Source organism: Hydrogenophaga taeniospiralis CCUG 15921 (genome assembly GCF_001592305.1).
GTDB classification, from domain to species: Bacteria; Pseudomonadota; Gammaproteobacteria; order Burkholderiales; family Burkholderiaceae_C; genus Hydrogenophaga; species Hydrogenophaga taeniospiralis.
Genome location: NZ_BCWR01000013.1, coordinates 18,707 through 33,784, shown reverse-complemented (window position 1 = coordinate 33,784; position 15,078 = coordinate 18,707). Strand labels below are relative to the sequence as shown.

General features: G+C 63.4%; 11 protein-coding genes. All 11 read left to right on the top strand.

Annotated elements, in window-relative coordinates:
- The first annotated feature begins 53 nt into the window (after positions 1 to 53).
- The 11 genes from HTA01S_RS16480 to HTA01S_RS16435 all read left to right on the top strand — a co-directional run bounded on the left by HTA01S_RS16480 (position 54) and on the right by HTA01S_RS16435 (position 15,046).
- Positions 54 to 2,810 carry a SpvB/TcaC N-terminal domain-containing protein gene (locus tag HTA01S_RS16480; RefSeq protein ID WP_084236178.1) on the top strand — a complete coding sequence of 919 codons (2,757 nt, stop codon included), beginning with the start codon at positions 54 to 56 and terminating at the stop codon, positions 2,808 to 2,810.
- A 17-nt stretch (positions 2,811 to 2,827) separates the two neighbouring features.
- The gene (locus HTA01S_RS16475; protein ID WP_084236177.1) at positions 2,828 to 6,601 is read left to right on the top strand and encodes an RHS repeat domain-containing protein; all 3,774 of its coding nucleotides are present in this window, start codon (positions 2,828 to 2,830) and stop codon (positions 6,599 to 6,601) included.
- Positions 6,601 to 6,891 (top strand): hypothetical protein, encoded by a 291-nt coding sequence (locus HTA01S_RS25350; RefSeq protein WP_157572147.1) that lies wholly within the window; start codon positions 6,601 to 6,603, stop codon positions 6,889 to 6,891. Before HTA01S_RS16475 ends, HTA01S_RS25350 begins: the two co-directional genes overlap by 1 nt.
- Positions 6,892 to 7,113: 222 nt before the next feature.
- Positions 7,114 to 7,461 carry a hypothetical protein gene (locus HTA01S_RS16470; RefSeq protein ID WP_157572146.1) on the top strand — a complete coding sequence of 116 codons (348 nt, stop codon included), beginning with the start codon at positions 7,114 to 7,116 and terminating at the stop codon, positions 7,459 to 7,461.
- 9 nt (positions 7,462 to 7,470) lie between these two features.
- The gene (locus HTA01S_RS16465; RefSeq protein ID WP_157572145.1) at positions 7,471 to 8,478 is read left to right on the top strand and encodes a hypothetical protein; all 1,008 of its coding nucleotides are present in this window, start codon (positions 7,471 to 7,473) and stop codon (positions 8,476 to 8,478) included.
- A 75-nt stretch (positions 8,479 to 8,553) separates the two neighbouring features.
- Positions 8,554 to 10,842: a general secretion pathway protein GspD gene (locus HTA01S_RS16460; protein ID WP_245638112.1), complete on the top strand. Its 2,289-nt coding sequence runs from the start codon at positions 8,554 to 8,556 to the stop codon at positions 10,840 to 10,842.
- Positions 10,839 to 11,348: a type II secretion system protein gene (locus tag HTA01S_RS16455; RefSeq protein WP_068173829.1), complete on the top strand. Its 510-nt coding sequence runs from the start codon at positions 10,839 to 10,841 to the stop codon at positions 11,346 to 11,348. The genes HTA01S_RS16460 and HTA01S_RS16455 overlap by 4 nt, the downstream gene beginning before the upstream one ends.
- Entirely contained in the window at positions 11,335 to 11,754 is a 420-nt protein-coding gene (locus HTA01S_RS16450) for a type II secretion system protein (RefSeq protein ID WP_068173828.1), read from the top strand. Before HTA01S_RS16455 ends, HTA01S_RS16450 begins: the two co-directional genes overlap by 14 nt.
- 11 nt (positions 11,755 to 11,765) lie before the next feature.
- Positions 11,766 to 12,248 carry a hypothetical protein gene (locus HTA01S_RS25565; RefSeq protein ID WP_068173827.1) on the top strand — a complete coding sequence of 161 codons (483 nt, stop codon included), beginning with the start codon at positions 11,766 to 11,768 and terminating at the stop codon, positions 12,246 to 12,248.
- Positions 12,245 to 13,444, top strand: a complete 1,200-nt coding sequence (locus tag HTA01S_RS16440) for a type II secretion system F family protein (protein ID WP_068173826.1) — start codon at positions 12,245 to 12,247, stop codon at positions 13,442 to 13,444. The genes HTA01S_RS25565 and HTA01S_RS16440 overlap by 4 nt, the downstream gene beginning before the upstream one ends.
- Before the next feature lie 30 nt (positions 13,445 to 13,474).
- The gene (locus HTA01S_RS16435; protein ID WP_245638107.1) at positions 13,475 to 15,046 is read left to right on the top strand and encodes a GspE/PulE family protein; all 1,572 of its coding nucleotides are present in this window, start codon (positions 13,475 to 13,477) and stop codon (positions 15,044 to 15,046) included.
- Positions 15,047 to 15,078 lie beyond the last annotated feature (32 nt).

Below are 15,078 nucleotides of genomic sequence, written 5' to 3'. Positions count from 1 at the left end.
ATAAGTGCACCTGACTTTATTGGTCCTTGGTGCCGCAGCGGAGGGGTATTCCCATGGAATGGTTTGGCGTGCCGCGCAGTCGGCGTTTGGTGGAGTTGTGTGTCCGTTTTTCCCTGGTGGGCGCTTCTGCGGTCCTTGGGATCGCGCAGGCGCAGACGCAGACTCTGGTACCGGGGCACACGCCCGGCGAATTTTCCGTCTCGCCCAGTGGCGCAGCCACTTACAGCATTCCCATTCAAGTGCCTCCCGGGGTGGCGGGCCTTGTGCCCAGCCTGTCGTTGAACTACAGCAGTCAGGGCGGCAATGGAATCGCCGGCTTGGGCTGGTCGCTCGACGCCGAGTCAAGCATTACGCGGTGCCCAAGGACGCTGGCCACGGACGGCGTGCAAGGCCGGGTGAACCACGATGGCAATGACCGCTTTTGCCTGGATGGTCAGCGGCTCATGGTCGTCAGCGGTGGCTATGGCGCGGCGGGCAGCGAGTACCGAACCGAGTTTGACCAATTCAGCAAAGTGGTGGCCAACGGAGCGGCAGCCGGAAACGCAGCCAACGGCCCCGAGAGTTTCACGGTTTACACGAAAGACGGGCGTACTCTGCAATACGGGAACACCGAGGACTCGCGCATCGAAGCGCAAGGCAAGGTTGTGGTGGCGACCTGGGCAGTGCACTCGATTAGTGACGTCAAGGGCAACACCATGGTTTTCAACTACGGTGAGGACACCGCTGGCGGAGACTGGCGTTTGCAAAGCGTTGGCTATGCCGGGCGCTCGGTGCATTTCATCTACGAGGTGCGGCCGGACATCTATCGCGGCTACCAGGTTGGCTCGCTGATTGCCCCCTACGCCAGGTTGACACAGGTTGAAACCCGTATCGGCACTGCGGTGGTCCAGCGCACGAACCTGACATACGACGCGTCTTCCAATCTCTATGGCTCCCGGCTTGCGTCGGTGCAGTTGTGCGACAAGGATAACAGGTGCTTGGCACCCGCCACATTTGGCTGGTCCTCCGTGGGGCCGGATGCTTACACCAGCGCCTTTGGTTTCAGCCATGGGGGTGGAAAGGACAACAACATCACTGCCGATTTCAATGGAGATGGCCGAAGCGACATGATGGGCTTCACCGGGTCGGGTACAAACTGGCACGTTTGTCTGGCTTCCGCGACCGTGGCCGCCCCCGCATTCGATTGTGCGTTGTGGCAAGGCTCTGCACTTGGGGTCAAGTCGGTGGTTGCCAAAGACTTCAATGGTGATGGGCGTACAGACATGGCGGCCTACACAGGCACCGCCAATAAATGGCATGTGTGTCTCTCTACGGGCAGTGGTTTCCAGTGCGCCTACTGGTACAGCCACAGTGGGGGAGTCACCAAGAACGTGAGTGGCGACTTCAATGGCGATGGCCGCACCGACATGGCTTACTACACCGGTGCCAACGGCATCTGGAGCATGTGTCTTTCTACTGGAAGCGGCTTCTCGTGTTCGAACTGGGCTTCGCACGGTGGCGGGTATGCCAACAACCTGACCGCCGACTTCAATGGCGACGGGCTGGACGACATGGCTGGCTACACCGGCGCCAATGGCAATTGGCATGTGTGTCTGAGCAATGGAGCAGGGTTCAACTGTTCCTACATGACCAGCCACACCGGTGGGGTGAGCAAAACCAAGTTGGGTGACTTCAATGGCGACGGGCTCACGGATATGGCGGGTTTCCTCGGAACGCCCGGTTCCGGGGTTGCACCCTGGAAGATCTGCCTGTCCACCGGTACCAACTTCACCTGCAGCGACTGGACGGCACACAACGCCGGGTTGCTGGGCGCCGTGGGCGACTACAACGGTGATGGGCGCACCGACCTGGCTGCCTACAACTTCTCGCTGGCGCAGTGGCGGATGTGTCTGTCGACGGGAACCAATTTCACCTGTTCCATGTGGTCAGGTTCTGGGCATGACGAAGCGCAGGGAGACTACAACGGCGATGGCATCGACGACTTTGCCGCTTACACCGGTTCCAGTGGGAAGTGGCGCTTTTCGTTTTCGCTCAAAAAAGAGCGGCCACTGATCCAGAGCATCACTCGGGGCACGGTGGCCACTGGGATCGAATACCACGGCATGTCGGCGCCGGGGCAGTTGGTGTACACCAAAGAAAACTCGTCGGTTTACCCGTACAGGGACATTCAATCACCCATGTGGCTGGTGCGGCGCACCACCGTGAGCAATGGCGTGGGTAGTGTCAATGCAACTCGCTACCACTACGGGGGCATGCGGGCCGAGCTCGCCAGTGCGGCTGGTCGTGGTCGGGGCAATCAGGGGTTCCGTTGGTATCGGTTGTTCGAAGAGCCCACGCAGACGGAGTTGCACTTCTGGCATGCGCAGGACTGGCCATATACGGGGCAAACCATACAAAGCCGAGTCAGGGTGGTCGGGGCTAGAGCGGCCGATGAGGCCATCAAGCTCACGGACACGCAGTACACCTGCTATCAGACCATGGGCGCGAGCCCGACAACGGGTTGCCCCGCCGGTGTACCTGGGTTGATCTACCTCGTCTGGCCGCACGTGGCGACTGTGAAGAGCTGGGACTACAACGGTGTGGCATTGCCAGAAGTGCAAACCTGGCGGGCATACAACGGCACGAACCTGACGGATGGAAGCCTCAAGCAGTTGGGTGATGTCACGGTGCTTCGGGTCGATGTGCTTCAAGCAGGGGTGCTCAAGCACCGCAAGCGCACGGTCAACGAATACCACCCGGCCAAGACGACGGGGACAGACTGGCAGATCGGGCGGCTGAAGAAGGCCACCGCAACCAGTACGCAGTATTGAGCGGGCAGGGAGGAACCATGAGAAACACGCCATCAATCATGAAGGTTTGGGCCGTTGCCGCTTTGCTGTGGATGACGGTAGCAACGTCCGCTCAGGCGCAGACGAGTGTGATCACGCGAGTGGCCAGCTTCGAATACGACGCTGCGGGCATGCTGATCAAGGAAGTGATCGAGCCGGACAGCCCTGACCACTGCTTGCAGACCACGCACGGCTACAACGCGCAAGGCAACCCGATCTCGACAAGCACCAGTGCCTGCGCTGGCGCCAGCGGCCATGCGATCTCCAGCGCTGGGGTGGCTCGCACCACCACCAAGGATTACGTGGCGCAGACGGTGACCATCGATGGGGTGAGCTACGCCACCCCGGCGGGGGTGTTTGCCACCAGCTCCACCAACGCGCTGAATCAGAGCGAAAGCTACGAACACGACCCGCGCTACGGAAAGATGACCAAGCTCATCGGCCCCAACGGTGGCATCACCACCTGGGCCTACGACAGCTTTGGGCGCAAGACCCGCGAGAACCGGGCCGACGGCACCTACACCGTCTGGGAATACAAGCTCTGCCAGGTGGCTGGCCAAGCCCTGGATCCGGTGTGTGCCAAACCCGTGAGCGGCGAAAGCTTCACCCATGCGCAGGAGTGGTACGTCCAGGAACTCTCCTACGGCAACAACGGCGTGGCCCTGGCCGCCGCCCAGTATCAGATCCATGACACGCTCGGACGTGTCGTGCGCGTGCGCAGCGACAGCTTCATGGCCGAAGGCAACGCGGGCAACCGCTATCCCAGCATCCAGGACACGATCTACAACGCGCTGGGCCAGACAGCCCAACAGTCCATTGCCTACCTGCTGGTCGCAAGTGGCTCGTCGGGCGACAGCGAGCTCATGGCGCCTGCTTGGCTGCAGCCGGGCAGCAGCCCGCGGTGGAGCAGCTACGAATACGACCAACTCGGCCGCGTAATCAAGGAAACCCGCCCGGACGGCAATGGCGGCACGGCGGTTTTGCAAACCGCCTACAACGGGCTGGAAACCGTCACCACCAATGCCCTGGGCCAGGTCAAGAAGACCTACAGGAACGCCACCGGCCAGGCCGAGCGCGTCGAAGATGCCCAAGGCCAGACCGTGCTCTACGGCTACGACGCGCTGGGCCAGCTCACCCAGACCAACGCGGCGGGCTCCATCACCAAGCTCAGCTACGACCTTCGTGGGCGCAAGACCAGCATGCAAGACCCGGCCATGGGCCGCTGGGACTACGCCTACAACGCCTTTGGCGAGCTCGTCTGGCAGCAAGACAGCCTGAGCCAGGCCGTGACCATCGCCTACGACCCGCTCGGGCGCATGACCGACCGTATCGAGCCCGATCTGATCAGCCACTGGTACTACGACAAGAAGGTCGACGGCAGCAGCTGTGGCGCGGGCATCGGCAAGCTGTGCGAAGCCACCGCCAACAACGGCTACCGCAGGCAACACACCTATGACGCCATGGGCCGACCCACCAGCACCTCCAACGTGTTGGACAACGCCACGCAGCCAGCGGTGGTCACGCAGGTCTACGACAGCGTTACCGGGCGACTGAAGGAACAGACCTGGCCCAGCGGCTACAAGGCCCTCTACGAGTACACCGAAGCCGGCGCTAGCTGGAGCGCGGGGCACCTGTGGCGCGTGCGCGGCATGGACGGTGCCACCCAGAACGCGCTGTGGCAAGCGAAGGACAAAGACCCGCAGGGGCGCCTTGTTCGCTACCAGGGTGGCAATGGCGTGGTTACCCAGCGCGACATCGAAGCCGCCACCGGCAAAGTCAACGGCATCCAGGCCACGCTCAATGGCCAGGCCGAGGGCAACGTGCTCAAGCACAGCTACGGTTACGACAGCTTGGGCAACCTGCTCACGCGCAGCGACGCCAACACCGGCGTGGCCGAAAGCTTCAGCTACGACACGCTCAACCGCCTGAGCCTCACCGCAACCCTGGGTGGAGGGCTGGAGAACCAGCAGCAGGTGCAGGTGCTTTACGACGCGCGCGGCAACATCAAATACAAGAGCGACGTGGGTTATTACCACTACGACGGTGACCGGCCCAACCGCCTGACAGCCATTACCACCACGCAGGAGAACTGGGGCGGCGCCGTCGGCACGGTCACCGCGCCGAACGCGGGCACCAAGGCGCTGGCCTACGCTTTTGACGACTACCTGCCCGGCGTGCGCAACATCAACCTGGGCCAGGGTGATGTGGCCCTGGGCAACGGCAATCTCATGTACACCGTCAGCCAAGACCAGGCCGGTGGTGCGCACACCGTGCGCTGGGAGGCATACACCAGCTTCAACATGATCCGGGAGATGCGCTTTGGAAACCTGAACGCACCATCCGATCCGACCAACGCCACGGCCGACCGCACGGTGGCCTTCGTCTACGGCCCCGAGCACCAGCGGCTGCGTCAGACCATCACACTCACCAGCAACGCGCCCAGCCACATGGAAGCGGGCACCACCTGGTACATGAACGGCCCCGACAGCCTGGGCTTGAGCTACGAGAAAGAAGTCAAGGCCAACGGCCTGATCGAGCACAAGCACTACCTGAGCGCGGGCGGCGAAAGCTTCGCGCTGCACACCCAGCGCGAGGGAGCCCTGGGCGGCAAACCGGCCAAGGCGGTGAGCTACTTCCACAACGACCACCTGGGTAGTCTGGCGGCCATCAGCAATGAGGCCGGAGTCGTGGTCGAGCGTCTCGCCTACGACCCCTGGGGCAAGCGGCGTTTCAGCGATGGCAACAAGGACAGCAACGACACCCTGACCTCCACCGTCACCGATCGTGGCTACACCATGCACGAGCACATGGACGAGATGGGAATGATCAACATGAATGGGCGGGTGTTTGATCCAGCGATCGGAAGGTTCCTCACGGCTGATCCACACGTGACCTTTCCTTACGACCTACAGAGCTTCAACCGCTACGGCTATGTACTCAACAATCCGTTGGGCTTCACTGACCCCACAGGCTTTGATCTTGATGGAGATGCAGGCGTTTCAGAGGGGCAGCAATACGCCAACGAGAACTACTCTTCTGAAACGGGGTGGGCTGACGATCTACCGTCATCTTCGAGCTTTTTGGACGACTACAATGCATCACATCCATCGCCGTCTCCAGTTGGTCAGAACCAGGTTGTCAACCCGGTCACATCGCCAGCTGGATCCAATGAGCTAGGTGAGCCAGATGAGCCGCTTGAGGTCAAAAAACCGGAGAAAAAGAAGGAGCGAAGGGCCTCAACTGTTGGCTCATTGTTCTCAGTGTTAGACAATGGCATACGATTTGTGGCCAACGAGGCGACATTCGGATGGGCAGACAAAGCCGAGGACGCCATGGACAATGGAGCGGTTGGCTTGGGATTGGGGCACTTGCTTGGAGGCGTGGCGCTCGGCACGGTCGGGGGGGTTGAAAATATTGGATTGAAGGTCGCCACAAGGCTTTTTGGCGCTGCAAAGGAGACAACGACGCTATATCGAGCAGTCTCCAAGGCCGAATTAAACGATATTGCGGCGAATGGTCTTCGTGTTACTGAGGGCGGCTATGAAACTGGCAAGCTGTTCGCGACCAGCTTGGAAGATGCCGCTAAATTTGGGAAAAACAACTTCAAGTTGGACGGTATTCAAAACTATTTGGTAAAGGTGGATGTTCCAAAAAGTGTGATGGATGCTGCCCATTCGTTTACAGCGGATAGCATGAAAGCGGTTTCAATAGCGGCAGATCAATTGAATGCGTTAAAAGCGACATTCATTAATTATTCGCCACGGGTGAAATGATGAAAAAAATACTAGCACGTTTGAAGCTTTACAGTGGCGCCAATAAACGGAAAACAGCATTTGTCACTGGATATAGGCCGTTATTTGATATTGAAGGATATGGTTTCACATCTGGAATGATTGCCTTGTTGGATCGAAAGGAATTCATGCCAGGTGATGAGGGTGTGGTTGAAGTTAAATTTTTAGATGTTGGGGTTGTTGAAGGAGCTAAGCTCTATTTTTATGAAGCTGTCGAACCACTTGGTGAGTGTTTGGTACTTCAGGTTTTGGACATCGGCTCTGCATCTTAATATTGAGGTTTGAAGAATGGTCGGCCGAAAATATTTCGCGAATGTGCATATAAGTAAGCGCAACGCAAGATCACCATTGCTGCAAAATTTATAGCTGTCTACGCAATCTCTACAAAGGTAATCGGATAGTTTCTCTGTTTGGCATTGCATTGGGGTCGGATCCTGCCTTTTTGATAAAAATGATGTTTGCTGCGGATAAAATCTATTAAATCAATAAATTGAATGAGGCTCTCAGTGCTTAAAAGTGCCAGACGCGCGACAGTCCTCATCCTGCTGGGTACGTTGTTCCTCTCCGCCTGCGGCGGCGGCAACGAGCAAACCGGCTCCACCGACCTCTACGGCGCCTACGACGTGATAGAAGGGGGCATGAGCGAAGTCCAGGTCAAGTCCGTTATCGGTGTCGAGCCGCAGCGCCGCCAGGCCGATGGCGATAAGGCACAGATCCTCACCTGGGAAACCGGCGCCAACACCTACCGCCACACCACCCTGCTGGTGACGGTGCACGACAAGGACGGGGTGACCCGCAAGATCGTCACCGGGTACCGCGGCAACCAGTCGCAGTCGTTCTGAATGGCGGGGATGCACAGGCCCCGCATGGTGACGCTGGACCTGCACCGCCCGTGGTCTGCTTGGCCGCCCGCTGCGCAGTGGGCCATGCTGGCCGGGGTGCTCTGCGTTGCTGGGCTCGCGCTGCTGGGGCAGAGGCAATGGCAGCAGCGCGCGCTGGGCGCGAGTCAGGCGCAGCTGCGTGTGTTGCAAGGCCAATGGGCCGATGTGCAGACCGCCAAGGCGGCGGCTGACAAGCGTGCATCCGGTGCCGGGGTGGCTTCTGGCGCGCAGACCCCCATGGAGCCGGCGTTCTGGCCCGGCCGCGCGCAGGGGGTGGATGGCTGGGTGCGGGTGGCCGCCCATGCAGCGGCTGACGCCGCCGGGGTGTCGCTGCAGCAACTGAGCGTCACCTACCCCGAGCCACCGGCTGTCGGCGAAGCGGCTCCCGTCTCTTATGCGGTGCTGCAGGTCTCGGCCCGCGGCAGCTACGCGGCCCTGAAAGCCTGGCAGACCCGCATGCAACAACTGCCCAGCCTGGGGGTGGAGCGCCTGCGTTGGCAGGCCCCGCCGAACGACGGCTCGGGGCAACTCAGCGCCGACTGGACATGGCGTCTGTGGCTCAAGCCTGGGGGTGGTGGTGCACAGGCCGGTTCTTCGTTGGCGGGCGCGCCCGCACCGTTGCGGCCGTGGCTGGCCGAAGCGCGGCGTGACCCTTTTGGCATGACGGCGCCCCCGCCGCCGCCCGCGCCGGTGGTGGCCTACGTGCCCCCGCCGGCTCCAGCGGTCCAGTTGCCGCCGGTGCCGCCGCCCCTGGTGTGGGTCACGCTGGGGCGCCTGCGGGGGCCAGACGGGCGGTATCGCGTCACGGGCCATTGGGGCGACCCGGCGGCCACGGTCACACTGGCCGAAGGCGACGAGAGTCCGCGCGGTCATCGGGTGGCCCGCATCACCGCCCAAACCATGGAGCTGCTGCACCCCGATACCCAGGAGCGTTTGCGGTTCAGTCTGCCGCAGGCCCCCCGATTCGAACGCCGATAATCCAGCATGCACACACGCAAAACAATGGCAGAGGGCGGCCGCAGCCCTTGGACAAGAGGGGGGACGTGGGCGTTGGTGCTGCTGCTCGGGGTGGGCCTGGCCGGCTGCGCCCAGCAACGCATCCGCGACGAATCCAACCAACTGATGCGCGACGGGCGCTACGAGCAAGCCATCCAGACCCTGAAAGCAGGCGTGGCCGAGTATCCCGAAAGCGCGCTGCTGCGGGCGGGTTTGGCCACGGCGCAGACGGATGTGATCGCGCGCTTGCTGGCACAAGTCACGGCTGAGCGGGCCGCCGGGCAGTGGCAGGTCGCTCAAGACACGCTCCAGCGCGCCGCCACCTTGCACCCCGAACACCCGCGCGTGCGCGACCTGCAAGCGCAACTGCGCGCCGAAGAGGCGGCCTTGCAGGCGCTGGCGCTGGCCCGAAAAACCGCACAGGGCGGGCAGCCTGCGCAACTGGCGCAGGCGCTGCAGATGGTGGAGCAAGGCCTGGTGCGCACGCCCCGCCAGCCCGACCTTCTGGCCTACAAGCGGCAACTGGAAGCGGATCTGCGCCAGCGCAGTGCGTTTGCCCGCCAGCACGGTCTGGCTGAAACCCGGCCCATCAGCCTGAGCTTCAGGCAGGCGCCGCTGTCGTCTTTGCTGGAGGCGATCCGCCTCGGCACGGGCATCGATTTTGTGCTCGACCGGGAAGTGCAGGCCGAGCAGACCGCGAGCGTGTACATCCGCGAAGCGCGGGTCGAAGACGCCATTGACCTGGTGCTGGGCGCGTTTCAGCTCTCGCGCCGCATCGTGGACGGCAAGACGGTGCTGGTCTACCCCAACACGCCGGAAAAACACAAGGAGCACCGGGAGCAGGTGATCCGCGTGTTTCACCTCTCCCACGCCGACGCCAAAGCCACCTCCACACTGCTGCAGTACATGTTGCGGATACAGCCACCGTATGTGGACGAACGGGCCAATATGCTGGCGTTGCGTGAGTCGCCCGAGCTCATGGCGGTGGCCGAACGCCTGGTGGCCCTGCACGACATGGGCGAGGCCGAGGTGATGCTGGAGGTCGAGGTGCTGGAGGTCAAGTCTTCGCGCTTGACCGAGCTGGGGGTGAACTTCCCCAACAATTTCTCGCTTTCGCTGCTGCCCATGCCCAACCAGACCGGTATCACGGTCGATACCTTCAACAACCTGAATCTGCGTGGTGGCTTCAACGGCATCAACTATGCCCAGGTGGGGTTGTCGGTGGGCAATCTGCTGGTCAACCTCAAGCGCGAGGTGGGAGACTTCAATACCCTGGCCAACCCGCGCATCCGGGCGCGCAACAAGGAAAAAGCCACCATCATGGTGGGTGACAAGGTGCCGGTGATCACCACCACGGCGGCCTCCAGTGGTGGCTTCGTTTCAGAGAGCGTGAACTACCTCGATGTGGGCCTGAAGCTGGAGGTGGAGCCCACCGTTTCACCCGACGACGAGGTGGCCATCAAACTGGCCCTGGAGGTCAGTTCGCTGGCACGCGAGGTGCGCAGCTCCACCGGCTCGGTGGCCTACCAGATTGGTACGCGCAACGCCAACACCACCCTGCGCTTGCGCGACGGCGAGACCCAGTTGCTGGGCGGCCTGATCACCAACGAAGACCGCATGACTTCCAACCGCGTACCGGGCCTGGGCGACCTGCCAGTGGCCGGGCGCCTGTTCTCCAGCCAGAAGGACGATACCCAGCGCACCGAGCTGGTGTTGGCCATCACGCCGCGCATCCTGCGCAGTGCGCCCAACCCGGATCTGGCGCAGGCCGAGATGTGGGTGGGCACGGAGAACTTCACGCGACTGCGCCCGTCCCCCGTTTCGGGCTTCAAACCCCTGGTGGGCGCTCTGGGCACTTCGCCCCAAGGCATGGCGGCGGAGCCGGCCACGGCGGGAGCCACGCCCGCCACGTCCTCGGAAACGCAGGCGCAGGCATCCGGTTTTGCCTTGAGCTTTCAGGGGCCGGCCCAGCTCAAGGTGGGCGAAGAAGCGACCGTGGTGCTGCAGGCCAGGTCCGAGGTGCCGCTGACGGCATTGCCGCTGAATCTGCGTTTCACGCAAGACACCCTGCAGATCCTGGGTGTGAGCGAGGGTGACTATTTTCGCCAAGGGGAGGCTGTGAGCAGCTTCACGCATGCCGTGCGGGCCAAGGAGGGGCGCTTGAGCCTGGGCCTGTTGAGCAATGTTTCGCAGGGGGTGACCGGTGAAGGCGAGGTGGTGAGCCTGCGCGTGAAGGCCCTGGCCCCGGGCCCGGCCAGCATTGCCGTGCACAGCGGCGACGTGCTCGGCGTCAATGTGGTGGTGCCCATGCCGGTCAAACCCCAGTGGTCCGTGCAGGTGCCATGAACACTCGGCTCCTTGGCTTGGGCGGTACGGGCAGGCCACTGGCCCGTGGGTTCACGCTGATCGAGCTGCTGGTGGTGATGGCGGTGCTGGGCATTCTGGCGGCGGCGGTGATGCCCTTGGGTGAAGCCATGGTCCAGGCGCAGAAGGAGCGCGATTTGAGGGCGGCCCTGTGGGAGATCCGCTCGGCCATCGACGAACACAAGCGCCTGGCGGACAAGGGTTTCATTGCCGCAGGCCCGGCGGGCACGGGCTACCCGGCCAGCTTGGGTGTGCTGGTGGTGGGGGTGGACGACATGCGCCCCGGCGGCACCGGGCGCAAGCTGTATTTTCTGCGCCGGTTGCCGCGCGACCCGTTTGCGCCCGCGTCGTTGCCGGCGGAAGCCACATGGCGGCTGCGCAGCTTCGCTTCGCCACCAGACGACCCCAAGCCCGGGGCCGATGTGTTTGATCTGCGCTCGTGGTCGGATGCGCTGGGCATGGATGGAACACCCCATGCGTCGTGGTAAGTCCGTCAATGGGCCGCGCCCGTCACGCGGACGTGGAGCGTTCGCGGGATTCACCTTGATCGAGCTGCTGGTGGTGCTGGCGGTCCTGGCGATTCTGGCCAGCCTGGTCGCGCCGCAGTACCTCGACCGCATCGACGATGCGCGCGAGACGGTGCTGCGCAAGAACCTGGTGGGGCTGCGCGAGGCGGTCGATCTGTTCTACCGGGACAAAGGCCGCTACCCCAAAGACCTCAAGGAACTGGTGGACGCGCGCTACATACGGGCCGTTCCCGAGGACCCGATGACGGGCGGGACGGACAGCTGGGTGATCGTGCCGCCGGTGGCAGGCCAGCGCGAAGGCGTGTTCGACGTCAGAAGCGGCTCGCCTGAACGCGCCCGCGACGGCACTCCGTTTGCCCAGTGGTGAGGAGCGGGCCGATGCGTGCGCGACAACAGGGTTTCACGATGCTGGCGGTGCTGGCGGCGCTTCTGTTGCTGGCCTTGTCTTTGCAGGGCGTGATGTGGGTGGTGTCCACCCAGGCCCAGCGTGAACGCGAGTTGGAGCTGTTGCGGGTGGGCTCGGCCATTCGGGACGCGATTGGCCGGTATGTGGAGTCGTCACCGGGGGTGGTCAAGCAGTGGCCGCCCAGTCTGGAGGCCCTGCTGGACGATCGCCGTTCGGTGGTGCTGCGCCGGCATTTGCGCCGCCTGTATGCCGACCCGATCCAGCGCTCCGGCGAATGGGGTCTGGTGCCTGCCCCCGATGGTGGGGTGGCGGGGGTGTATTCCTTGAGCCAGGATCGTTCGATCCGCACCAGTGGTGTCGATCTGGCCGTGTATGGGGTGGAGCCGGCGGCACGCTACGTCGACTGGCGGTTCGTCTATGTGCCGCCCTCGAAGGCATCGGAGGCGCCGCTATGAGCCAGACCTTCCGTGTGCGTCTGCTGCAGGAGGCTTCTGGGAGCGTGACCGAGGAGCTGCGTGAAGCGCCGTCCGAGGCCGCGCTGCGGGCCCGCTTGCTGGCCGATGGCCTGGTGCCCCTGGGCATCCGCCCTGTTCGCCGGTTTCTCCCGCAATGGAAACGACAGGCGGCGCCATCGTTCGCGCTGTTCTGCCGGGAGCTGCGCACCTTGATTCAGGCGGGCATGACGGTGGTCGAAGCGGTGGACACCCTGTCGGCGCGGGAACGGGCCATGGGAAACGGTGGGTCCCTGGCGGCCCAGCTGTTACGCCACCTGGAGCAAGGCAAGTCCTTGTCCACCGCATTGGTGGAGACGCCGGGCGCGCCGTCCGTTCTGGTGGCGGCGGTCAAGGCCGGGGAACGGACCAGCGATCTGGCCCAGGCCCTGGACGACTACCTGCGCTTTGACACGATGATCACCGTGCTCAAGCGCAAGGTTGCGAGCGCGGCCATTTACCCCGCGTTGGTCACGACCTTGGGCGTGGGCATTTCCTTGTTCCTGCTGTTGGTGGTGATGCCGAATTTCGCGCGGATGTACGCGCAGGTGCGCGGCGATGCGCAAGGTGCCGCGAGCTGGATGATTGAGCTGAGCCTGTGGGTCAGCGACCACCACGCCCTGGCACTGACGGCGGTGGCTGTGTTGATCCTGGCCGCATTGGCCTGGGGCTGGAGCGGGATGGCCCGGCGCCAGGTCATGGTCTGGATTCAGAAGCCCGCGTACGTCCGGCGCAAGGTGGAAGATTTTCAGCTGGCGATGATGTACCAGGCGCTGGCGCTCATGCTCAAGGGCGGGTACCCCATGACCGAAGCCCTGGCGGTGGCCAGCCGCTCCGCGCTGGACGACAATCTGGCCCGGTCGTTGCGGGATGCGCTGGCCCGGATCGAGCAGGGCGCGCCGGTCGCCCAGTCCTTGAACGACGCGCATCTGTGTGATGAGGTGGGGCGGCGCCTGATGGCAGCGGCCGAGCGCAATGGCAGCTTTCATCTCGCGGCCGATGTGGTTTCGCGCATGCATGGTGAGCGCTTCGAGCTGTTTGTCGAGCGACTGACGCGCATTGTCGAGCCCGTGCTGCTGATGGCCGTGGCGCTGATGGTGGGCGGTATCGTGGTGATGATGTATCTGCCTGTCTTCGACATGGCCACCCGTTTGCGTTGACCCTGTATGACACCAGAACGACTTCAAACTTTGATCCAGGAGGCCAGGCGGCAACCCTCTGAGCTGGAGGGCTGGCTTTGGGAGCGTCTGCTCGCGGCCAGTGGCGTGCCGGCCGAGCAGCTGGCGCGGTGTTTGAGCGATTGGCAGGGGGTGGAAGTGCTGCCCGCGACACCGACCTTCTGGCGCACGGCCTCGGTTGTGTCGGGCGATGGTGCCGCCGTGTTGCTGGCGGTTGACCACGCAAGTTATCTGCTAGTTGACGATCCGTGGTCCGCCGACTCGATGCGCCGGCTGGACGGAGCGGGCCGCGCGGACCTGCGCCTGGCCATTGCCCAGCCAGGGCAGCGAGCGCAGTCGGGTGCGCAGCGGGCTCCTGTTTTGGCGGATGCGCCCAAGCTCGAGGCTTCACCCGCGGCGCCTCAGGGTTCGGTGGTTTCGTTCGTGAACGAGGCCATTGCGGGCGCCTACGCCGGGGGGGCGAGCGACATCCACTTCGAGACGAACCGCAAAGGCATTCATGTCAAGTACCGCCTGGACGGTGTGATGGCGGCCGGACCCGCGATGGAAGACCCCAGCAAGGCGGAGGAAGTCATCTCCCGCATCAAGGTCATGGGGCAGCTGGACATCACCGAACGGCGGCGCCCGCAGGACGGGCGCATCCGCTGGCAAAGCGATGCTGGAGAGGGTGTGGACTTGCGGGTGTCGATCATGCCCAGCATCTTTGGCGAAGATGCGGTGCTGCGTCTGCTGGACAAGGCGCAGCTGCGGCACGAAACCGCCACGATTTCGCTGGACCTGCTGGGGTTTTCAGCGGAGCTGGCCCCCAAGGTTCGGGCGCTGGCCTCCAAGCCGCACGGCATGTTGCTGGTGACCGGCCCGACCGGCAGCGGCAAGACCACGACGGTGTACGCCGCCCTGTCCGAGGTCAACGATGGGCTGGAGAAGATCATCACCATCGAAGACCCGGTGGAGTACGAGCTGCCGGGCGTGTTGCAGATTCCCGTGAACGAGCAAAAAGGTTTGACCTTTGCGACGGGACTGCGCTCGATCCTCCGGCACGACCCGGACAAGATTCTGGTCGGGGAGATCCGTGACCCGGAGACGGCGCAGATTGCCGTGCAGTCGGCGCTGACCGGGCACCTGGTGTTCACCACGGTCCACGCCAACAGCCTGCCGGATGTGCTGGGCCGTTTCCGGCATTTCGGGATCGAGGCGTTTGCCCTGGCCTCGGCGCTCAATGGTGTGGTCGTGCAGCGCTTGCTGCGCCAGTGTTGCCCGGATTGCATCCAGTGGCGTGACCTGTCGCCGCTGGAGCTGGCGCAGTTGAAGCAGGAGGCGCTGCCCGTTCCAGCCAGGGTGCCCGTGGCGGCGGGATGCCCCGCCTGCCGTGGCACGGGTTACCGAGGGCGCTTCGTGCTCGCGGAAGTGCACGTGCTCAATGATCGGGTTCGAGACATGATGCTGGCCCAGGAGAGCATGTCGGCGTTCAAGGATCTGCTGTACGGCGATGGCCGACATCGGCTGGCGTACCAGGCCCTGGAGCTGGTCGGTGCCGGACGCACCACGATCGAGGAGGTCCACCGTGTGGTCGGTTTGGGCTGAGCGACTCGATCTGTACGTGTGTCGGGGCCAGG